This window comes from Loktanella atrilutea (genome assembly GCF_900128995.1).
GTDB lineage: Bacteria > Pseudomonadota > Alphaproteobacteria > Rhodobacterales > Rhodobacteraceae > Loktanella > Loktanella atrilutea.
Genome location: NZ_FQUE01000001.1, coordinates 615584 through 634558, shown reverse-complemented (window position 1 = coordinate 634558; position 18975 = coordinate 615584). Strand labels below are relative to the sequence as shown.

General features: G+C 66.8%; 21 protein-coding genes. 13 read left to right on the top strand and 8 right to left on the bottom strand.

Translation table 11 applies throughout. The features are described 5' to 3' along the window. Positions 1 to 30 precede the first annotated feature (30 nt). From BUA54_RS03060 to BUA54_RS03045, 4 genes are all read right to left on the bottom strand, one after another. Positions 31 to 915 (bottom strand): DUF2189 domain-containing protein, encoded by an 885-nt coding sequence (locus BUA54_RS03060; protein WP_072855707.1) that lies wholly within the window; start codon positions 913 to 915, stop codon positions 31 to 33. Between the two features lie 195 nt (positions 916 to 1110). Then, entirely contained in the window at positions 1111 to 1611 is a 501-nt protein-coding gene (rpsI, locus tag BUA54_RS03055) for a 30S ribosomal protein S9 (RefSeq protein ID WP_072855706.1), read from the bottom strand. Beyond that, the gene (gene rplM / locus BUA54_RS03050; protein ID WP_072855705.1) at positions 1611 to 2072 is read right to left on the bottom strand and encodes a 50S ribosomal protein L13; all 462 of its coding nucleotides are present in this window, start codon (positions 2070 to 2072) and stop codon (positions 1611 to 1613) included. The genes rpsI and rplM overlap by 1 nt, the downstream gene beginning before the upstream one ends. A gap of 149 nt (positions 2073 to 2221) precedes the next feature. Further along, a complete protein-coding gene (locus tag BUA54_RS03045) occupies positions 2222 to 3652 on the bottom strand; it encodes an aminotransferase-like domain-containing protein (protein ID WP_072855704.1) in 1431 nt (476 codons plus the stop codon). 85 nt (positions 3653 to 3737) lie between these two features. On the opposite strand from BUA54_RS03045, the gene BUA54_RS03040 reads away from it, so the two are divergent. Then, the gene (locus tag BUA54_RS03040) at positions 3738 to 3965 is read left to right on the top strand and encodes a DUF1127 domain-containing protein (RefSeq protein WP_072855703.1); all 228 of its coding nucleotides are present in this window, start codon (positions 3738 to 3740) and stop codon (positions 3963 to 3965) included. 45 nt (positions 3966 to 4010) lie between these two features. Here the strand turns inward: BUA54_RS03040 and BUA54_RS03035 are convergent, their stop codons facing one another. Continuing rightward, positions 4011 to 4430: a PaaI family thioesterase gene (locus tag BUA54_RS03035; protein ID WP_425434943.1), complete on the bottom strand. Its 420-nt coding sequence runs from the start codon at positions 4428 to 4430 to the stop codon at positions 4011 to 4013. A 51-nt stretch (positions 4431 to 4481) separates the two neighbouring features. Between BUA54_RS03035 and BUA54_RS03030 the strand changes: the two genes are divergently transcribed. Beyond that, on the top strand, positions 4482 to 5267 hold the full coding sequence (locus tag BUA54_RS03030) for an enoyl-CoA hydratase (protein ID WP_072855702.1): 786 nt from the start codon (positions 4482 to 4484) through the stop codon (positions 5265 to 5267). A gap of 98 nt (positions 5268 to 5365) precedes the next feature. Here BUA54_RS03030 and BUA54_RS03025 read toward each other — a convergent pair whose 3' ends face one another. After that, complete coding sequence (locus BUA54_RS03025; RefSeq protein ID WP_072855701.1) at positions 5366 to 6838, bottom strand: carboxypeptidase M32; 1473 nt, start codon at positions 6836 to 6838, stop codon at positions 5366 to 5368. Further along, positions 6835 to 7980: a heme A synthase gene (gene ctaA, locus BUA54_RS03020; RefSeq protein ID WP_072855700.1), complete on the bottom strand. Its 1146-nt coding sequence runs from the start codon at positions 7978 to 7980 to the stop codon at positions 6835 to 6837. The genes BUA54_RS03025 and ctaA overlap by 4 nt, the downstream gene beginning before the upstream one ends. 193 nt (positions 7981 to 8173) lie before the next feature. Between ctaA and alr the strand changes: the two genes are divergently transcribed. The 5 genes from alr (at position 8174) to BUA54_RS02995 (ending at position 12868) form a co-directional block, all read left to right on the top strand. After that, a complete protein-coding gene (gene alr / locus BUA54_RS03015) occupies positions 8174 to 9208 on the top strand; it encodes an alanine racemase (RefSeq protein ID WP_072855699.1) in 1035 nt (344 codons plus the stop codon). 361 nt (positions 9209 to 9569) lie between these two features. Further along, positions 9570 to 10385, top strand: coding sequence for a DNA repair protein (locus tag BUA54_RS03010; RefSeq protein ID WP_072855698.1), 816 nt, complete (start codon positions 9570 to 9572; stop codon positions 10383 to 10385). Continuing rightward, positions 10382 to 10834 carry a paraquat-inducible protein A gene (locus BUA54_RS03005; RefSeq protein WP_072855697.1) on the top strand — a complete coding sequence of 151 codons (453 nt, stop codon included), beginning with the start codon at positions 10382 to 10384 and terminating at the stop codon, positions 10832 to 10834. Before BUA54_RS03010 ends, BUA54_RS03005 begins: the two co-directional genes overlap by 4 nt. An 81-nt stretch (positions 10835 to 10915) precedes the next feature. Then, positions 10916 to 12289: a DNA repair protein RadA gene (gene radA / locus BUA54_RS03000; RefSeq protein WP_072856124.1), complete on the top strand. Its 1374-nt coding sequence runs from the start codon at positions 10916 to 10918 to the stop codon at positions 12287 to 12289. Between the two features lie 18 nt (positions 12290 to 12307). Beyond that, entirely contained in the window at positions 12308 to 12868 is a 561-nt protein-coding gene (locus BUA54_RS02995) for a CvpA family protein (protein WP_072855696.1), read from the top strand. A gap of 9 nt (positions 12869 to 12877) precedes the next feature. Here the strand turns inward: BUA54_RS02995 and BUA54_RS02990 are convergent, their stop codons facing one another. Beyond that, a complete protein-coding gene (locus BUA54_RS02990) occupies positions 12878 to 14050 on the bottom strand; it encodes an AI-2E family transporter (RefSeq protein ID WP_072855695.1) in 1173 nt (390 codons plus the stop codon). A 307-nt stretch (positions 14051 to 14357) separates the two neighbouring features. Here BUA54_RS02990 and purF point away from each other — a divergent pair, with 307 nt between their 5' ends. From purF to BUA54_RS02960, 6 genes are all read left to right on the top strand, one after another. Beyond that, positions 14358 to 15821: an amidophosphoribosyltransferase gene (gene purF, locus BUA54_RS02985; protein WP_143155348.1), complete on the top strand. Its 1464-nt coding sequence runs from the start codon at positions 14358 to 14360 to the stop codon at positions 15819 to 15821. A gap of 78 nt (positions 15822 to 15899) precedes the next feature. After that, a complete protein-coding gene (gene arsC, locus BUA54_RS02980; RefSeq protein WP_072855693.1) occupies positions 15900 to 16301 on the top strand; it encodes an arsenate reductase (glutaredoxin) in 402 nt (133 codons plus the stop codon). A gap of 147 nt (positions 16302 to 16448) precedes the next feature. Then, positions 16449 to 16703 (top strand): hypothetical protein, encoded by a 255-nt coding sequence (locus tag BUA54_RS02975; RefSeq protein WP_072855692.1) that lies wholly within the window; start codon positions 16449 to 16451, stop codon positions 16701 to 16703. Between the two features lie 42 nt (positions 16704 to 16745). Further along, on the top strand, positions 16746 to 17390 hold the full coding sequence (locus BUA54_RS02970; RefSeq protein ID WP_072855691.1) for an SDR family NAD(P)-dependent oxidoreductase: 645 nt from the start codon (positions 16746 to 16748) through the stop codon (positions 17388 to 17390). Between the two features lie 96 nt (positions 17391 to 17486). After that, positions 17487 to 18281 (top strand): 5'/3'-nucleotidase SurE, encoded by a 795-nt coding sequence (gene surE / locus BUA54_RS02965; RefSeq protein WP_072855690.1) that lies wholly within the window; start codon positions 17487 to 17489, stop codon positions 18279 to 18281. Between the two features lie 17 nt (positions 18282 to 18298). Continuing rightward, positions 18299 to 18916 carry a protein-L-isoaspartate(D-aspartate) O-methyltransferase gene (locus tag BUA54_RS02960; protein WP_072856123.1) on the top strand — a complete coding sequence of 206 codons (618 nt, stop codon included), beginning with the start codon at positions 18299 to 18301 and terminating at the stop codon, positions 18914 to 18916. The last annotated feature ends 59 nt before the right edge of the window (positions 18917 to 18975 follow it).

The following is an 18975-nucleotide window of genomic DNA, read 5'->3' as shown; positions in this document are numbered from 1 at the left end:
GCCTCGGCCCGGCCGCCTGCGGTGGATCGGTCAGTTTGCGACGGGGCCCTGCGCTGGCGCGATGTCCACCGCCGCGCGGTAGAGGTGCCATGTCGCATGACCCAGCACCGGCAGCGTCACGACCAGCCCGACGAAAGCCGTCACCACCCCAATTCCCAACAGCACCACGACAGCCACGCCCCAGAGGGCGATGGGCAGCGGATTGCGTCGCACGACCTTGATCGAGGTCGCAACGGCAGTCGGAAGGCCGACGGGTCGGTCGACCAGCATCGGGAAGGACACCACGCTGATCGCCAACACGATCGCGGCGAAGACGGCTCCGATCCCGATGCCAAGGACCATCAGCGCCCAGCCCTGCGGCGTGCCGAAGACATCCGCCACGAAGGCCCCGACCGATGCCGGTGCTTCTGGCCCCACGGTCACGTCGTAAAGGGTCGCGGCCACGACCAGCCAGACGATGTAGATGGCCGCCAGATAAGCGGCGAGGGTCACGATTGGCAGCAGCGAGGGCGTTCGCGCCACGTGCAGCACATCGGTCCAGCCGACAGGTTCACCCCTCTCCCGCCGCCGGCTCATCCGGTAGAGGCCGAGCGCCGCGATGGGCCCCAGCAAGGCAAAGCCTGCGGCCATCGGAAAGACCAGCGGCAGCAGGGCGCGGTGCAGGGCGAACCACACCAGCAGCATGCCGATCAGCGGATAGATCACCACGAGGGCGATCACATCGGTGCGCAACGCCATGAAATCATCCGCCCCCCGGCGCAGGGCTCGGGTCACATCGCGGGTCGTCAGATCGTGCACCGTGATCCGGGACCGGTCGACCGGGCCAAGGGCCTTGGCCCCCGTCCCCATGTGTCGGGACGACTCGCCCAGCCTCTGCGCGAACCAGGTCAGGGGATTGCCGATGGTATGTGACATGGGACGACCTCCGTTGTGAAACGATGTGGGCGTCGGACGACGCCGCTGCGTCATGTCACCGATCATAGCACGGACTTGCGCCATCCGGCTGAACAATTTCGTGCGCCTGTCCCGCCGGGCAAACCATCGCCGGTGTGCAGGAACGCGAAAGGGCGGCCCACCGGGCCGCCCATCCGCACAATCGCGACGAAACGCTTAGCGCTTCGAGAACTGGAAGCTCTTGCGGGCCTTGGCCTTGCCGTATTTCTTCCGCTCGACCACGCGGCTGTCGCGGGTCAGGAAGCCGGCGGCCTTCAGCGCGGCGCGCAGGGTCGGATCGTAAAGCTGCAGCGCTTTGGAGACACCGTGCTTCACCGCGCCGGCCTGACCGGACAGGCCGCCACCGGCGACCGTCGCCATCACGTCGAACTGGCCGACGACACCGGCGATCTGGAACGGCTGCTTGAGGATCATCTGCAGCACGGGACGGCTGAAGTAGTCGTCAATCGGCTTGCCGTTCACGGTGACCTTGCCGGAGCCCGGCTTGATCCAGACGCGGGCGACCGCATCCTTGCGCTTGCCGGTCGCATAGGCGCGACCAAGGCTGTCGCGGACGGGCTCGCGCGGGGCGGCCTGCTCTTCGGTGCCCTGCACGCCGCCGATATCGGCAGTCACAGCGCCACCAAGCTCTTCGAGAGAGTTGATCTGATCGGCCATTATGCGGTCCTCGTGTTCTTCTTGTTCATGGACGCGACGTCCAGAACTTCGGGCTTCTGGGCTTCCATGCCATGCTCTGCGCCCGCGAAGACGCGCAGGTGCGTCATCTGCTGACGGGACAGCTTGCCGCCGGGCAGCATCCGCTTGACGGCCTGCATGACGACCCGCTCGGGGTGCTTGCCTTCAAGGATCTCGCCGGTGGTGCGGAACTTGATCCCGCCCGGGTGGCCGGTGTGCCAGTAGTTCTTCTCTTCGCGCTTGTTGCCGGTGATCTGCACCTTCTCGGCGTTGATCACGATGACATTGTCGCCCATGTCCATGTGCGGCGTGAAGGACGGCTTGTGCTTGCCGCGCAGACGCATGGCGATGATCGAGGCGAGGCGGCCAAGGACGACGCCTTCGGCGTCGACGATGATCCACTTCTTGTCGATATCCGCCGGGGTAGCGGTAAAGGTTTTCATATCTCACCAGAGTTATTCGGGGGCCATCGCTGACCCGTCATTCGGATGGGCGGGTTATAGCCACGCTGCACGCCGGGTCAAGCGGCGCGAAGCCAAATTTATCAAGCAAAATCAGAGACCTGCAATTACGGTATAATAATACCCCATCATCAGACGGCGATTCGCGCCGGCGGCGCGTCCAGCAGCCCCCGCAGCCGCAGCATGGCGTTGCGGAAATCGTCGTGGCTGATCTCTCCGTTCACGGCGATGCGCACCGCGTGGACCATGCGGCTGTCGCGCTGGACGAAGGCCTCTGCCGACTTCAGCACCACCCCCTGCGCCTTGGCCGCATCGGCAAAGGCCCCGGCCCGCCACGGCGCGGGCAGCGTCAGCCAGACGAAGGGCGCGCCGTCGGCCCATGTCAGGTCGTAGCCCTGCAAGGTGTCGACGGCGCAGGCGATGTCCTGCGCGATGCGTGCGGTGACGGCAGCCAGGATCCCCGGCAGGCTGGGGTCCGCCATCATGGCGGCATAGGTGTGACAGATCATCTGGGAAATGCCGAAACTGTGCCCCGTTGCCGTCCGGACCAGCGCCGGCGCGCAGGAGGACGGCGCAAGCGCGAAACCGATCCGCAGGGACGGCGTCAGCGATTTCGAGGGCGAGGTCACATACCACCCCAGATCCGGCAGAAGCGCGCGATAGCTGGGACCGACCCGCCGGGTCCGGCTGTAGCAGTCGTCGTCGATCACGTGGACGCCGTGGTGTCGGGCAATGCGCGCGATCTGTGCCCGCCGGGCGGGAGATGTGGCACGCGTCGTCGGATTGCAGACCTCGGCGGCTGTACAATACAGCTGCACACGGTGGTCGCGCACGATCTGGGCAAAGACCTCCGGGTCCGGTCCCTCCGCGTCCCACGGAACGGAATGGACTTCTGCGCGACACAGCTCCGCGGCGCTGCGAAAGCCGTTGTAGCTGAGTTCATCGACAATGATCGCGGGCGCGGGCCCATGCAGCACCGTCTGCATGATCATCACGACGGCATTCTGACCGCCATGTGCCAGCACGATGTCATCGATCTGCGACGAGCCGATCGCCTCCGGATCCAGCGTCGCGTGAAACGCCGCCCGCGCGACGCGGTCCGTGGTCCGGCTGGGATAGCGCATCAGGATATGGGTGGGCTGCGCTGAAAGCTCGCCCAGCACACGCGTCATCAGGGCCGCCTGCCCCCGGTCCGGCATGCGCGGACTGACGAGGTAGCCAAGGTCCGGCTCCTCCTGCGCGGGGTCGGCCGTCAGCGACGGCATCTGCGCCAGATCGCTGCTGAGCCCCACGGGAACGTGCGACGGACGGTCCGCGACGAAGGTCCCCCGCCCGACGCCGGCGACCAGCACCCGGTCATCCACCAGCAGGCGATAGGCCCGCGCCACCGTGCCTGGCGTCACGCCGATCCGGTAGGCCAGATCGCGGACCGGCGGCAGCTGTGCTCCCGGCCCCAACTGGCCGTCCGCGACGCCATCGCGGATGGCGGATGCCAGCGCCTCGTACTTCGATCGCGTGGCGGATGACAGCTTCGGCGTCCATTTTGTATCCGATACAATCATTCGCTGGACGCCCCACATATCGCTTTGTATCCCTACATCATAGCAAATACACTATATTGTGTCAATACAATCAAGGATCGGACCCATGGCAGCCGCACTGCACACCGCGCAACTCGCACTTCTGACGAACCAGCAGGCCCTGCCCAAGCTGGCCCAGATCTGCGTGATGGCCGCTGTGGCGGTGACGGTCTGGGACATGCGCCGCAAGACCCGCAAGTCCCTGTCGCGCCTTGACCCGCACGAATTGCGCGACATCGGCCTGACCCCCGGTCAGGCCCGGTCAGAGGCCGCGAAGGTCTTTTTCCAGCGCTGACGTTTCGACCCGAGCGACTTGGCCGGCCCTCGGGCCGGCCTTTTTTCAGGCCGGCGGGATCGCATAGGTCAGCCCGGCCCGCGCCACCGGCTGATCCTGCCCTTCGGAGAACAGCAGCGCATCGCCCACCGCCAGCAGCCGCCCCAACTTCAGCAGACGGCAGTCGCACAAGAGGTCGACGCCGCTGACCGGTTTGCGCATGAAATCGATGCTGCAATTCGTCGTCACCGCCAAGGCCACCGGACCCAGCCGCGCCAGGATCGCGAGGTAAAGAGAAACGTCCGCCAGCGCGAACATGCTTGGCCCTGACACGGTGCCGCCGGGCCGCAGGTGCCGGTCAGCCACCCGCAGGCGCACCCGCACGCCCGTTGCATCCAGCCGGTCGATCGCGAAATCGTCGCGGACCTGTGGAAATTCCCGCGCCAGAAAATCCATCAGCGCGCCTTCGTCCATCTTCGGTTCCAAAAGCGGCCTCCCTGCCCTAACCTCGCCCCAAGACAGCAGAGAAGGCCGCCCATGACAATCCTGACCCGCGCCGATTCGGCCCATGTGGCGACCCTGACCCTGAACGCGCCCGACCGGCTGAACGCCCTGTCGACGGAGATGCTCTCAGCCCTGCACCGGACCCTCGACGCGATCGCAGAGGATGCCACGGTCCGCGTGGTGATCCTGCGCGGCGCCGGCCGGGCCTTCTGCGCCGGCCACGACCTGAACGAGTTACGCGACCTGCGCGCACAACCCGACCGGGGCGCGGCCGGCCTCAAGACGCTCTTCGACCGCTGTGCCGCGGTCATGGCCCGGATCCAGTCCCTGCCGCAGCCGGTCATCGCGCAGGTGCAGGGCCTCGCCACCGCCGCCGGCTGCCAGTTGGTCGCCACCTGCGACCTGGCCGTCGCGGGGGACGAGGCGCGCTTCGGCGTGAACGGCGTCAACATCGGCCTGTTCTGCTCCACCCCGATGGTCGCGCTGACCCGCAACATCGGCACCAAGATGGCCTTCGAGATGCTCACCACCGGCCGCTTTCTCACGGCAGAGGAGGCGCAGGCCCAGGGCGTCGTGAACCGCGTCGTGCACACCGACCACCTCGACCGCGACACCCGCGCGCTGGCCGAGCAGATCGCGGGCAAACTTTCCGCGGCCGTCCGCATCGGAAAACGCGCCTTCTATGCCCAGAACCAGATGACCACGACAGAGGCCTACGCCTATACCGGCGCGGTCATGGTCGAGAACATGGCCCTCGATGCCACGGCAGAGGGCATCGATGCCTTCCTGGCCAAGCGCAAACCCGACTGGCCGAGCTAAGGCCCTCTCTGTCTCGGAAATATCCCGGCGGGAGTCCGCGCCCGGGCGGACGGGGGGCTGGCCCCCCGCCGATTTTTCTAGAAAAATCGGAGTCGGCGTCACACCCCGTAGATCGCGCCGAACTTCGCGTCCAGATAGTCGAGCAATGGCCCTTCGGAAGGCGCGGCCCCGGTCGCCCGCGCGATGACCTCGCGCGGCTGGTAAAGCCCGCCGTGACGCTGCACATTGTCCCGCAGCCACGCCGTCGCCCGCCCCGTGTCGCCCCGCGCCAGATCCGCGTCGAGGTCGGGGACCGCGTTCCGCAGCGCCGCATGCAGGCAGCCTGCATAGACGTTACCCAGCGCATAGGTCGGGAAATAGCCGAACAGCCCTTCGGACCAGTGCACATCCTGCAGCACACCGTGGGACGGCCGGTCGACCGCAAAGCCGAAATCGGCGGCAAAACGGTCGTTCCAGGCCGCCTCCAGATCATCGACCGTCAGATCGCCCGAGACCAACGCGCGTTCCAGATCGAATCGCAGGAGAACGTGCAGGTTGTATTGCACCTCATCGGCTTCGGTCCGGATGTAGCCGTCGGTGACGCCGTTGACGCAGGCGAAGAAATCCTCCTCCGACGCGATCCCGATATCCCCGAAGGTGTCGCGCATCCGCCCGAAGAGCCAGCCTGTGAAGGCCCGGCTGCGGCCCAGCTGGTTCTCGTAGATCCGGCTCTGGCTCTCGTGCACCCCCATGGATACGCCGCCGCCCAGCGGCGTCAGCAGGTACGCGCGGTCGATATTCTGCTCGTAACAGGCGTGGCCGACCTCGTGGATCGTGGAATAGAAGCAGTTGAACGGATCGACCGGATTGGTCCGCGTCGTGATCCGCACGTCGAGGCCGGAACCGGACGAGAAGGGATGCACCGCCTTGTCGATGCGCCCCCGCCCCAGATCGTAGCCGAAGGCGAGCGCAAGCTCGCGCGACAGGGCCATCTGCGCCGCCTCGGGAAAGTCACCCTTCAGCACCGGTGCCGCCGGCCGCGCACGCACTGCATCCCGCAGCGCCACAAGCCGCGGCCGCATCGCGCCGAACATCGCACTCACCTGCGCCGCGGTGGCGTCGGGCTCATAGTCGTCCAGCATCGCGTCGTAGGGATCGGCATCGCCCGCGATCGCCTGCGCCTCCTCGCGCTTCAGCGCCAGCACCCGCGCGAGCGCTGGCAGGAAGGCCGCGACATCCTCCTCGGCGCGCGCCTGCGCCCAGGTCCGGTGCGCGCGGCTGGTCTCGCGCGCGATGGCGGTGGCGAGCTGTGCGGGCACCCGGGCGGCACGGTCGAAACTGCGGCCGATCTGGCGCAGCTGCGCCGCGGCTACGTCATCCTCGGCCACCGCCTGTTCCAGCCAGCCGCCGATGCGCGGGTCGATCCGGCGCGCGTGCAGTACCCCGGCCATGGCGCCCTGCTCCTCGGCCCGCTGGTCGATCGCGCCGTCGGGCATCATGGTCTCCTGATCCCAGCCCAGCCGGCCCGCGACCTGCGACAGGGCCTCTGTCTCGCGTACGAAATCCAGCAGATCGTTGTAGGCGGTGGTCATGGGCGGGCCTCTCTGACGGATTGGGCGAAGGGATAGCGCGACAGGAACCGCGCGCGCAGGATCAGAACCCACAGCACAACCGCCCCCAGCTGATGAACGATGGCGACATGGGCCGTGGCCATGGTCATCACCGTCGCGATACCAAGCGCCATCTGCACGACCAGCATCCCCGCCACCATGGCAAAGGCCGCCCGGGTCCGCCGGTTGGCGCCGCGACGGCTGCGCCACCAGACGTAGAGGCCAAACAGGAACAGGACATAGCCGCTGATCCGGTGGATGAACTGCACGGTGCCGTCATTCTCGAACAGGTTGCGCCAGACGGGCTGCAGCTGCCACATGTCCGGCGGCAGCCAGCCCCCCGCCATCAGCGGCCAGTCGGGATAGCCGCGGCCCGCGTCGATGCCTGCCACCAGCGCGCCCAGCACGATCTGCAGGAAGGCCAGCGCCATCAGCACGTTCGACAGGGTCCACAGCCGTGCATCGCCGGCCCGTCGCGCGGTCAGCAGATCGGCGGACCGGCGCCCGATCTTCAGGATATACCAGGTGATCGTGCCGAAGATGACGAAGGCCAGCCCCAGATGAGTCGCCAGCCGGTAGGAGGCGACATCCGTCATGCCCCCCTCAAGCCCAGAAGATACCATCCACCAGCCGATCGCCCCCTGCAGGCCGCCCAGCACACCGACGAAGAACAGCCGCCCGGTCCAGCCCTTCGGGATCTTGCGTGTCAGGGCAAAGCCCGCGAACCCCAGCGCCCAGACCAGACCGATCACCCGCCCCAGCTGCCGGTGGCCCCATTCCCACCAGAAGATCTGCTTGAATTCGGACAGTTCCATGCCGACGTTCTGCAGCTGATATTCGGGGCTGGCCTGATACTTCGCGAATTCCGCCTGCCAGGCGGCATCGTCCAGGGGGGGCAGCGCACCGGTCACGGGACGCCATTCGGTGATCGACAGGCCCGAGTCCGTCAGCCGCGTCAGCCCGCCCACGGCGATCATCGCCACCAGCAGCGCAAAGAGCACCATCAGCCAGACCCGGATCGCACCCCGCGCCCCCTGCCCGCGGCTGTCGATGCCACCGGGCCGGGCCAGCGGCTTGGCCGTCGTGCCGACCTCTTCAAAGATGCTGCGGGATTTCGTTGCCATCCGGGGGCCTCCTGATCGTTGCGCGCAACCTAAGGCCGCCCCGTGGCAGGGGCAAGCGACAGACCGTCACGCCAGTTGCGCCGACGCCGGTCCTTCTTCTCGTTGCAAATACCTCCGCCGGAGGCTGGCCCCGGCCCGCCGGGGCCACACCAGCCTCTTGCCGCAAGGCTGTCCGCCTGTCAAAAGACCCGCCATGAGCACCGGACACCTGACAATCGACCTTGCGGCCCTCGCGGCCAACTGGCGCAGCCTGAACGCGCTGACCTCCTGCGAGACTGCCGCGGTCGTCAAGGCCGACGCCTACGGGCTGGGGTCCGACCGGGTCGCCAAGACGCTGGCCAAGCAGGGGGTGCGTACCTTCTACGTCGCGATGGCAGAGGAAGGCGCCGCGATCCGGGCCGCCGTCGGCGACAAGGCGCAGATCCGCGTGCTGACCGGCCACATGCGCGGCGACACAGACATCATCGCGGACCTGAAGCTCACGCCGATCCTGAATTCCCTCGACCAGATCAAGCGCCATTTCGAGGCGCTGCCGGACACGCCCTTCGGGCTGCAGCTGGATACCGGCATGAACCGGCTGGGGCTGGAATGGGACGACTGGGCCGCGGTCGCGGAACAGGCCCTGCGCCGCAAGCCCGTGGTGGTGATGTCCCACCTTGCCTGCGCGGACGAGCCCGATCACCCGATGAACCCCTACCAGCTCGACGTCTTTCACCAGATGACCGACGGCATCACGACACCGCGCAGCCTCGCCGCGACGGGCGGCATGCTGCTGGGGCCGGAATACCACTTCGACGAATGCCGCCCCGGCATCGGCCTCTACGGCGGGCTGCCCTTCGCCGACGCGCGGCCCGTCGTCCGCCTCGATCTGCCCGTCGTGCAGATCCGCGACCTCACGGCGGGAGAGGTCGTGGGCTACGGCAATTCCTGGCAGGCCGAGCGCGCGACCCGGCTGGCCACGGTCGCCGCGGGCTATGCGGACGGGCTGCACCGGGCGCTGTCGCGGGGCGCGATGCTGTGGCACGGATCCACCCCCTGCCCGCTGGTCGGCCGTATCTCGATGGATGCGATCACCGTCGATATCACCGATCTACGCGAAGACCCCGCCTCGCTTGCCATCCTCTGCGCGGAACAGCCGGTGGACCGGCTGGCCCAGAACGGCAGCACCATCGGATACGAGATCCTGACCAGCCTCGGCAATCGCTACTCGCGCCGCTACGTCGGCTGATCAGGCGGTGATTCGCTGATTGGAGCTGTTGGACGGGGCCCTTTCAAAAGAATCGACCGAAAAATTCCGCTTCGGTCGCAATTCCTGGAAAAAATGGATTTGATCCATTGTTGCCGCACGCGCCGCTTGTCCGATGCAGCGGTCAATCTAGAGCCATCCATTCAGCCCCATCGCAGATCACAACAGTCAGGGTCACACCGTGCCGACGCCGCAAGCGCCGCGCGTCACACAATACCGAAAGCCATTGTTTCCTTCGCGCGCACAATCGAAATGCCATGCCGCATCAATCCATTGGACGTCACGCGAAATTGCAATCATCCTGAAGTTATCGATTTGTAGTTTTCAATGGGACCGCACCGGCATGTCAACTTTTCTGCGCGACGTCATTCGCATCTTGCATGCGACCGCGCTGTTCGTCGTGGCGGTCTTTGCCTTTGCCGCCGTTATCTACACCCTGCTCTGCGTCGTCGGTCTGACAGACTGGCTGCAACTCGATGCGACGCTGGGCGGCGTTGCCTATCCGAATGCCGGGCCTTGGGTGCAGGGGGCGCTGACGGCGATGCTGGGGGCCATGGCATTCTTCCTGCCGACAACCGCCCGCATGCTGGCGCTGGAAAACAGTCATCGCGATTTCCATATCCGGATGGACGACGTGGCGCGGGCCTATCACGCGGTCCATGCGGCGGACCGGGCGGGGGTCTTCACCCTCAGCTCTGAATTCGACGCCGTGCGCGACCGCCTCGCCTATCTGCGCGACCACCCCGACCTGCCGCAGCTCGAGGGCGGCGTGCTGGAGGTCGCGGCCCAGATGAGCGTACAGAGCCGTCACCTGGCAGAGGTCTATTCCGTCGAACGCGTCGCCCGGGCCAAGACCTTCCTTCGCCAGCGCCAGCAGGCGGCGGAAGAGCAGCAGGAGCGCATCGTCGAGGCGCTGCACATCTGCGAGCAAATTCGGGCATGGTCCGATCAGGTCGAGATCGAAGAGGCCCGCGTCGCGAGCCAGCTCGCCTATCTGGACGAGCGTCTGCAGTCGACGCTGCCTTTGCTGGGCTACGCCCTCGAACACGACGAACGCCTCGACGCAGCGGTGCAGGGGGCCGAGCGCGCGCGGCAGGAGCAGCGCCGGGCGGGCGGCACCAACATCGTGCCGATGCCGCAGAAACCAGCCGCCGAATGACGGCACCGCGCCGGCTGCGCTGGGCGAACCTTGCGCTGCTGGTCCTGTTTCCGCTGTCGTGGTTCGCACCACTCCTGCGCGCCGGCCTTCTGCCGCTCTTCGGCATGTCGGACATCAGCGTGATCTCCGGCCTGCAGTCGCTCTGGCCGGACGAGCCGGCGCTAGCCCTGCTGGTCACGGCGCTCGCCCTCTTCGCGCCGATGCTGAAGACCATCGGGCTGGCCCTGCTGCACCACGACCTGCTCAGCCCGCGGCTGCTCCCGGTGTTGACCTGGGCAGGCAAGCTGGCGATGGCCGACGTGTTCCTGATCGCACTTTACGTCGTCATCCTGAAGGGCGCCGGGATCGGTCGGGTGGAAACCGCCTGGGGCCTCTGGTTCTTCACCGGCTGTATCCTCGCATCGGTCGTGATCTCGGGCTTGTCGCGACCCGCTGCCGTGACAGCCTGAGGCCAGCCGCACGCGTCTCCGATTTTTCTAGAAAAATCGGCACCCGTTGCCACCGTCGCAAGAATGGGTCAAAAGGTGAACATGGCAAAAGACCTCGCATTCACCTGTTCCGCCTGCGGCGCCGCGACCTCCAAATGGTCGGGCAAATGCGAGGCCTGCGGCGCATGGAACACGATACACGAAGACACCGGCCTGTCCGTCGCGGGGCCGAAGAAGACCTCTATCGGTGGACGCCGCGGCAAGACGCTGGCTCTTACCGACCTTGCCACGCAGGAAGCCGCACCGCCCCGCACCCTCGCCGGTGTCGAGGAACTGGACCGGGTGCTGGGTGGCGGATTGGTCAAGGCCTCCGCCTTGCTGGTGGGCGGCGATCCGGGGATCGGCAAGTCCACCCTGCTGCTGCAGGCCGCCGCCCGCTTTGCCCGCAACGGGCTGAAGGTGATCTATGTCTCGGGCGAGGAATCCAACGCGCAGGTCCAGATGCGCGCCCGCCGGCTGGGCCTGGACAAGAGCCCCGTCATGCTCGCCTCGGACACCAACCTGCGCGACATCCTGACCACGCTGGAGGCGGAGAAGCCCGATCTGACCATCATCGACTCGATCCAGACCATGTGGGCCGATCACGTCGACAGCGCCCCCGGCTCCGTCAGCCAGGTCCGCACCTGCGCCCATGAACTGACGACCTTCGCCAAGACCCACGACATGAGCGTCATCATGGTCGGACACGTCACCAAGGAAGGCGCCATCGCCGGCCCCCGCGTGGTCGAGCACATGGTCGACACCGTCCTCTACTTCGAAGGCGAGCGCGGTCACCAGTTCCGCATCCTGCGCTCCGTCAAGAACCGCTTCGGCCCCGCGGACGAGATCGGGGTCTTCGAGATGACCGGCCGCGGTCTGGCCGAGGTGCGAAACCCCTCTGCCCTCTTCCTGTCGGAACGTGGCGAGCCTGCGCCCGGATCGGTGGTCTTTGCCGGGATCGAGGGCACGCGGCCCGTCCTGTGCGAAATCCAGGCCCTCGTCGCCCCCTCTCCCCACAGCCAGCCGCGGCGGTCGGTCGTGGGCTGGGACGGCGGGCGGCTGGCGATGATCATGGCCGTGCTGGAATCGCGCTGCGGCGTGCCCTTCACCGGGCTGGACGTCTATCTGAATGTCGCGGGCGGTCTGCGGATCAGCGAACCGGCCGCCGATCTGGCGGTCGCGGCGGCGCTGGTCAGCGCCCGAGAGGACGCAGCGTTACCGAAAGAGGCCGTCATTTTCGGGGAAATCAGCCTGTCCGGTGCGCTGCGTCCCGTCATCCAGACGGAAAACAGATTGAAAGAGGCGCAGAAACTTGGTTTTACGTCCGCGATCATGCCGCGCGCGCCAAAGGGCACCGGGGCGTCCGGACTGGAGCTGCGGGAGATGCAGGATCTGGCCGGTTTCGTGGAACAGGTCTTTGGCGCACGCGCGAACTGACCATCGGGGAGCAGACCAGTGGACGGTTTTACCATCATCGACGGCGTCGTGGCCGCAATCATCGTCATCTCGGCGCTGCTGGCCTACAGCCGCGGCCTCGTCCGAGAGGCGATGGCGATCGCGGGCTGGGTCGGCGCCACCGTGCTGGCCTTCATCTTCGCCGATCAGGCGCGGCCTCTGGTGGCGCAGATCCCGGGTCTGGACAGCTTTATCGGCGACAGCTGCGAATTGTCGATCATCGCAGCCTTCGCCGCGGTCTTCGCCGTCAGCCTCGTGGTCGTGTCGATCTTCACCCCGCTCTTCTCCTCCGTCGTCCAGCGCTCTGCCCTGAACGGGCTGGACCAGGGTGCCGGGTTCCTCTTCGGTGTGTTCCGCGGCGTGCTGCTCGTGGCGGTGGCCTTCTTCGTGTACCAGACGGTCCTGACATCCCAGAACATCGCGATGGTGGACGACAGCCGGTCGGCCCGCGTGTTCGGCCGGATGACCGGCCAGATCGCCGACCGCGACCCGGAAGCGACGCTGTCATGGGTCACGACACAGTATCAGCAACTGGTCGGAGAGTGTGGCGCCCCCCAATAGGCCGCACCGTCACACGGCGGCATGCGGTGTCATGTCGCCGATATCCTCGGGCTGTGCGCTGACGGTGTCCGGCTCCGGCGCAGGCTCTGACGCCGGCTCTTTCTCGTGGTGGGTGTCATCGGCGGCCCCCAGAAAGTTCCCGACGATTTCCATGCCTTCGATATTGTCGGCCACCACCTTGAACACGACAAGGAACGGCACCGCCACCAGCGCGCCGGCAATCCCCCAGAGCCAGCCCCAGAGCACGACCGTCAGGAACACCGCGACGGTATTCAGCTCCAGCCGGCGCCCCAGCAGCATCGGCGTGATGAAGTTGCCTTCCAGCGTCGTCAGAGTCAGGTAGGCCGCCGGTGCCAGCAGCGCGTAGGAGAAGCTGTCGAACGTCAGGATCGAGAGCGCCGCCACCAGCGCCACGCCGGTCAGCGCACCAAGGTAGGGCAGGAAGTTCAGCAGGAACGCTGCGATCCCCCAGATGTAGGCATATGGCATTCCGATCAGCCACAGCACTGCGCCGACGCACAGGCCGAGACCTGCGTTGATCAGCGCGATGGTCAGCAGGTAGTGCGAAACCCGACGCTCGATGTCGTAGACCATCGTCAGGGCGCGCTTCTTGCCGCTCATCGTTGGGAACGACTGCACCAGCTTGATGTAGAACATGTCACCCGACGCCAGCAGGAAGGACGCCAGCACCAGCGAAACCGCCAGTGTCGCGCCCGCGCTGCTGACCACGTTCATGGCGCTGTCGATCAGGGTCGGCTGCTTCACCACCACCTCTTGAACGGCCTCTCCCTCAGGGCCGTTCGCTCCCCCCATGTTGGCGACTTCCGCACCGGCCTGACGGACATGCTCCAGCTGCCGGAACAACCCGCTCAGCTTGGTCTGCAGTTCCGTCCCCATGCTGCGTGCGCTGTCCATCCAGCCCACCACCGTGCCAGAGGCGAAGTAGATCACCGCGGCAATCGCCAGCGCCACGATCCCGATCAGACCCACGGCCGAGACCCAGTGCGGGATGCCGATGCGCGCCATGCCCCGCGACAGGGGCGACAGGGTCAGGGCGATCAGAAAGCCCAAAAGGACCGGCAGAAGCAGGTCCTTCGCAAAGTAGCAGGTGACGAAGACAGAGATCAGCATGATCACGTTCAGGCTGCGCCTGATGGCTTCGAGGTGGGTCGCACGTTTCATGGATGGCCTGACATGGGCTGGAGGACAGGGTAATAAACCACCCGTGGAGACTTTTCAAAATTACACAACATCCAACGCGACACCGCGTCGCAGGTTCCCATGCTACAACGGGTCCCGCCGGTGCCCATATTCGCTGCATCGCGGCGATATTGCCTGCCTTGTGATACCGGGTGCTGTATCAGTCTCGTGACACCGCCCTGCGAACGCGTTAAGACGCGCCCAACTTCCAAGGATTCGGAGCTGCCCCGTGCCAGAAGCGACCTCCCCCGCCACCCCGACATCCGCCTGTCCCGGCCGCGCCCCGGACCTGCCGGCCCATCCCTTCGATCCGGACGGCGACAAGCTGCACGAGGAGTGCGGGGTCTTCGGCGTCGTCGGCATCACCGAGGCGAGCAATTTCGTGGCGCTTGGCCTGCACGCCCTGCAGCACCGCGGGCAGGAAGCGGGCGGCATCGTCACCTACGACAGCCACACCGGTTTCAATCAGGCCCGCCGCATGGGTCTGGTGCGCGACAATTTCACCAGTGCCGACATGATGGCGCTTCTTCCGGGCCAGATCGGCATCGGCCACGTCCGCTATTCGACCGCCGGGCACAAGGGCCAGACGGCGATCCGCGACGTGCAGCCGTTCTTCGGCGAATTCTCGATGGGCGGTGCCGCCATCGCCCATAACGGCAACATCACCAATGCGGTCGCCCTGCGGCGCGAACTGATCGAGCGCGGCTCGATCTTCCAGTCCTCCAGCGACTCGGAATGCATCATCCACCTGATGGCGCGGTCCATGGGCCGCACGATCCCGGACCGGATGGAAGAGGCGCTGCGCAAGGTCGAGGGTGCATTCTCGGTCGTTGCCATGACGCAATCCAAGTTGGTCGGCTGCCGCGACCCGCTAGGCGTGCGCCCGCTGGTGCTGGGCAAGCTCGGCGACGGCTGGGTGCTGTCGTCGGAGACCTGCGCTCTCGATATCGTCGGCGCCGATTTCGTGCGCGAGATCGAGCCGGGCGAGATGGTCGTGATCTCTGCCGAGGAGGGTGTGCAGTCGCACTATCCCTTCCGCCGGGCCAAGTCGCGGTTCTGCATCTTCGAGCACGTCTATTTCAGCCGTCCCGACAGCATCCTCGGTGGACGGTCGGTCTATGAGACGCGCGAGGCGATCGGGCGCGAACTGGCGAAAGAGGCACCGGTGGACGCCGACCTCGTCTGCCCGGTGCCCGACAGCGGCACGCCTGCGGCAATCGGTTTTTCGCTGGAATCGGGCATTCCCTATGCCATGGGGATCATCCGCAACCAGTACATGGGCCGGACCTTCATCGAACCTTCCGAGCAGATCCGCAACATGGGCGTGCGGCTGAAGCTGAACGTGAACCGCGCCCTCATCCGCGGCAAGCGCGTGATCCTCGTCGACGACAGCGTCGTGCGCGGCACCACCAGCCAGAAGATCAAGGAGATGATCCTCGAAGCCGGCGCCGCCGAGGTGCATTTCCGCATCGCGTCCCCGCCGACGCAATGGCCCTGCTTCTATGGCGTCGATACGCCGGAGCGGGAGAAGCTGTTGGCGGCGACGATGACCGAGGACGAGATGCGCGATCATCTGGGCGTGGATTCGCTGAAGTTCATCTCGCTCGACGGCCTCTACCGCGCGGTGGGCGAGGCGCGGGGCCGCGACGCGACATCGCCACAGTATTGCGACGCCTGTTTCTCGGGCGATTATCCGGTGGCGCCGTCCGACATGATCGAACGCGGGTTCATCACGCGGACGGCAGCGGAATAGGCAGGTGTCGGCGGGGGGCCAGCCCCCCCGGCTGCGCCGTCCCCCCGAGGTATTTTCGACGAGAAGAAGGCTGGGACCATGGCGACGGTCATTTTTCACAATCCTGACTGCGGCACGTCCCGCAACGTCCTGGCGGCGATTCGCGCGACCGGGACGGAGCCGGTCGTGGTGGACTACCTGACGGCGGGCTGGACAAGGCCGCAACTGTTGGCGCTTTTCGCCGTGGCGGGACTCACCGCGCGCGATGCCCTGCGCGTGTCGAAGTCCCCGGCCGAGGAGATGGGCCTGACCGATCCCGCCATCAGCGAGGACGCGCTGCTGGAGGCGATGGTGGCGCATCCGATCCTCGTGAACCGACCCATCGTCTGCACGCCAAGGGGCGTGGCCCTGTGCCGCCCGTCCGAGGCGGTGCTGCCGCTGCTGGAACGCCAGCCGACCGGGCCGCTGCGCAAGGAAGACGGATCGCCGCTGTTCGGCTAGACCGCGGGACCGGATCGGCTGGTTCCGGCCGTCCGGCGGCACTGGACCGGCAGGATCCTGCGGCCTGACCGGTGCCCGGCCCGCCTGCCCTTTTCATCCCCCCGCTCCTGTCGCATGTCCCCGGCGAACCTGATGGGACATGACGACATGACTGCCAAGACCGTAGGCCAGATGGCGCAGAGCACCACGAAACTGCAGCTTGACGCGATCACCGTGATCGGCCTTTTCACCGGGCCGCAGGGCGACACCGCCCTGATCCGCACCGGCAAGGGCGAAATCCACAAGATCGCCGCCGGAGATCGTGTGGCCGGCTTGACGATCCTCGCGATCACCGACCGTCAGGTCCAACTGCGCGACCATCGCGGGCGGACATACGAGCTGACACTGCCAGACGCCGCCTGATGCCACTGGACAGCGCCGGCCCCCTGGGGCAAAGACGCTGCCATGACTGACAGGATTGCCCTTATCACCGGCGCCTCGCGCGGGTTCGGCGCGGCCATCGCCAAGGCGCTGGCGCCCGCGTTTCACATCGTCGCCGTCGCACGCACCGTGGGGGCGCTGGAAGAGCTTGACGACGCGATACAGGCGAAGGGCGGACAGGCGACGCTCGCCCCGATGGACGTGACCGTCGATGCCGCCATGCAGCAGCTATGCCGCGGCATCCACGACCGCTGGGGGCGTCTCGACCTTTGGGTGCATACGGCGATCCACGCGGGACCACTGGCCCCGGCCAGCCACATCGCGCCGAAGGATTTCGCATCATCGCTGGATGTCAACGTGACGGCGACGCAGCGGCTGATGTCCTATGTGGCGCCCTTGCTGGGCACTGCGGGGCATGCGGTCTTCTGCGATGACGACGTGGTGGGGCAGAAGTTCTACGGCACCTACGGTGCCACCAAGGCAGCGCAGCTCGCCCTCGTGCGGTCGTGGCAGGCAGAGACCGCCCGCACCGGGCCGCGGGTCACGCTCGTCGCTCCGGCGCCGATGCCCACCGCCTTGCGCGCGCGCTTCTTTCCCGGAGAGGACCGGTCCGCCCTGACCCCACCCGAGGACGAGGCCCTGCGCCTGCTGGACGCCATCCGGGGCTGATTCCCCAAAGCCACAATGCCGCGGAAAGCGTGACCGCATCTTGCCGATCCGCGCCCCCTGTCCTAGCCTGCCACGACCAGACCAACCGGGACCTTCATGCGCATCCTCATCACCAATGACGACGGCATCAATGCCCCGGGCCTTGTCGTACTTGACGCCCTTGCCCGCGACCTCGCCGGGCCGGAAGGAGAGGTCTGGACCGTCGCCCCCGCCTTCGAACAGTCGGGAGTGGGACACTGCATCAGCTACACCCATCCCACGATGATCTCGGAATTCGGCCCGCGCCGCTTTGCCGCCGAAGGCACGCCTGCGGACTGCGTGCTGGCCGGGATCTACGATGTTATGGCGGATGCGCCGCCTGATCTGATCCTGTCCGGCGTGAACCGCGGCAACAACGCGGCCGAGAACGTGCTCTACTCGGGCACTATCGGCGCCGCGATGGAAGGCGCGCTGCAGGGCTATCGGTCGATCGCCCTGTCGCAGTTCTACGGTCCCCGTAACGCGCGGCTGGCGGATCCCTTCGAGGCCGCTTCTGCCGGCGCCGCGGTGCTGCGCCGCCTGATGGACGACACGTACTGGGACGGCGACGACTACCCGCTGTTCTACAACGTGAACTTCCCGCCGGTGCCGGCGGCAGAGGTGCGTGGCATGCGCCTGACGAAGCAGGGCCTGCGGCGCGGCGTGCATCACCGGGTCGAGGCGCAGGTGGCGCCTTCTGGCCGCAGGTTCCTGTGGGTGCGCGGCGGTGACCAGCAGACCCGCACGGCGGAGGGGACGGATGCGGCGGCGAACCTTGACGACTATGTTTCGGTCACCCCGCTGCGCTGCGACCTGACGGCGCATGATGCCTTCGACAGGTTGTCGGACCGGTTCGGGTGTCAGGGCGGGTGACGGACGCACAGACCAAGATGCAATTCCTGTTTGCCCTGCGCAGCAAGGGCGTCACCAACGCCCGCGTGCTGACCGCCATGGAACGGATCGACCGGGCCGCGTTCCTGCGCGGCCTCTTCGCCGAACGCGCCTACGAGGATACGCCCCTGCCCATCGCCTGCGGCCAGACCATCAGCCAGCCGTCCGTCGTCGGCCTGATGACGCAGGCGCTGGATGTCCAGCCGCGCCACAAGGTGCTGGAGATCGGCACCGGGTCTGGCTATCAGGCGGCGATCCTCAGCCAGCTGGCGCGGCGGGTCTACACCATCGACCGCTTCAAGCGGCTGGTGACGGAGGCGCAGGGCGTGTTCGACGCGATGGGTATCGCCAATATCACCGCGATCACCGCCGACGGCAGCTTCGGCCTTGCCGAACAGGCGCCCTTCGACCGCATCCTGCTGACCGCCGCGGCAGAGGACCCTCCGGGGCCGCTGCTGGCGCAGCTGCGCACCGGCGGGATCATGGTGCTGCCGGTCGGACAGTCCGACACGGTGCAAAGCCTGATCCGCGTTACACGGCTTGAAAAAGGCTTTGACTACGAGGAATTGCGCCCGGTCCGGTTTGTGCCCTTGATCGAGGGGATCGGTCAGGACTAGAACCGGGGCGACGCCCTCTTGACGGGGCACTCTCGCCCGACGCGCGGCATAGCCATGAC

What these genes read in the sequence shown, in the direction of transcription:
- BUA54_RS03060 (WP_072855707.1), bottom strand. Translation starts at nt 915, where the DNA reads ATGTCACATACCATCGGCAATCCCCTGACCTGGTTCGCGCAGAGGCTG.
- rpsI (WP_072855706.1), bottom strand. Translation starts at nt 1,611, where the DNA reads ATGGCCGATCAGATCAACTCTCTCGAAGAGCTTGGTGGCGCTGTGACT.
- rplM (WP_072855705.1), bottom strand. Translation starts at nt 2,072, where the DNA reads ATGAAAACCTTTACCGCTACCCCGGCGGATATCGACAAGAAGTGGATC.
- BUA54_RS03045 (WP_072855704.1), bottom strand. Translation starts at nt 3,652, where the DNA reads ATGATTGTATCGGATACAAAATGGACGCCGAAGCTGTCATCCGCCACG.
- BUA54_RS03040 (WP_072855703.1), top strand. Translation starts at nt 3,738, where the DNA reads ATGGCAGCCGCACTGCACACCGCGCAACTCGCACTTCTGACGAACCAG.
- BUA54_RS03030 (WP_072855702.1), top strand. Translation starts at nt 4,482, where the DNA reads ATGACAATCCTGACCCGCGCCGATTCGGCCCATGTGGCGACCCTGACC.
- BUA54_RS03025 (WP_072855701.1), bottom strand. Translation starts at nt 6,838, where the DNA reads ATGACCACCGCCTACAACGATCTGCTGGATTTCGTACGCGAGACAGAG.
- ctaA (WP_072855700.1), bottom strand. Translation starts at nt 7,980, where the DNA reads ATGGCAACGAAATCCCGCAGCATCTTTGAAGAGGTCGGCACGACGGCC.
- alr (WP_072855699.1), top strand. Translation starts at nt 8,174, where the DNA reads ATGAGCACCGGACACCTGACAATCGACCTTGCGGCCCTCGCGGCCAAC.
- BUA54_RS03010 (WP_072855698.1), top strand. Translation starts at nt 9,570, where the DNA reads ATGTCAACTTTTCTGCGCGACGTCATTCGCATCTTGCATGCGACCGCG.
- BUA54_RS03005 (WP_072855697.1), top strand. Translation starts at nt 10,382, where the DNA reads ATGACGGCACCGCGCCGGCTGCGCTGGGCGAACCTTGCGCTGCTGGTC.
- radA (WP_072856124.1), top strand. Translation starts at nt 10,916, where the DNA reads ATGGCAAAAGACCTCGCATTCACCTGTTCCGCCTGCGGCGCCGCGACC.
- BUA54_RS02990 (WP_072855695.1), bottom strand. Translation starts at nt 14,050, where the DNA reads ATGAAACGTGCGACCCACCTCGAAGCCATCAGGCGCAGCCTGAACGTG.
- arsC (WP_072855693.1), top strand. Translation starts at nt 15,900, where the DNA reads ATGGCGACGGTCATTTTTCACAATCCTGACTGCGGCACGTCCCGCAAC.
- BUA54_RS02975 (WP_072855692.1), top strand. Translation starts at nt 16,449, where the DNA reads ATGACTGCCAAGACCGTAGGCCAGATGGCGCAGAGCACCACGAAACTG.
- BUA54_RS02970 (WP_072855691.1), top strand. Translation starts at nt 16,746, where the DNA reads ATGACTGACAGGATTGCCCTTATCACCGGCGCCTCGCGCGGGTTCGGC.
- surE (WP_072855690.1), top strand. Translation starts at nt 17,487, where the DNA reads ATGCGCATCCTCATCACCAATGACGACGGCATCAATGCCCCGGGCCTT.
- BUA54_RS02960 (WP_072856123.1), top strand. Translation starts at nt 18,299, where the DNA reads ATGCAATTCCTGTTTGCCCTGCGCAGCAAGGGCGTCACCAACGCCCGC.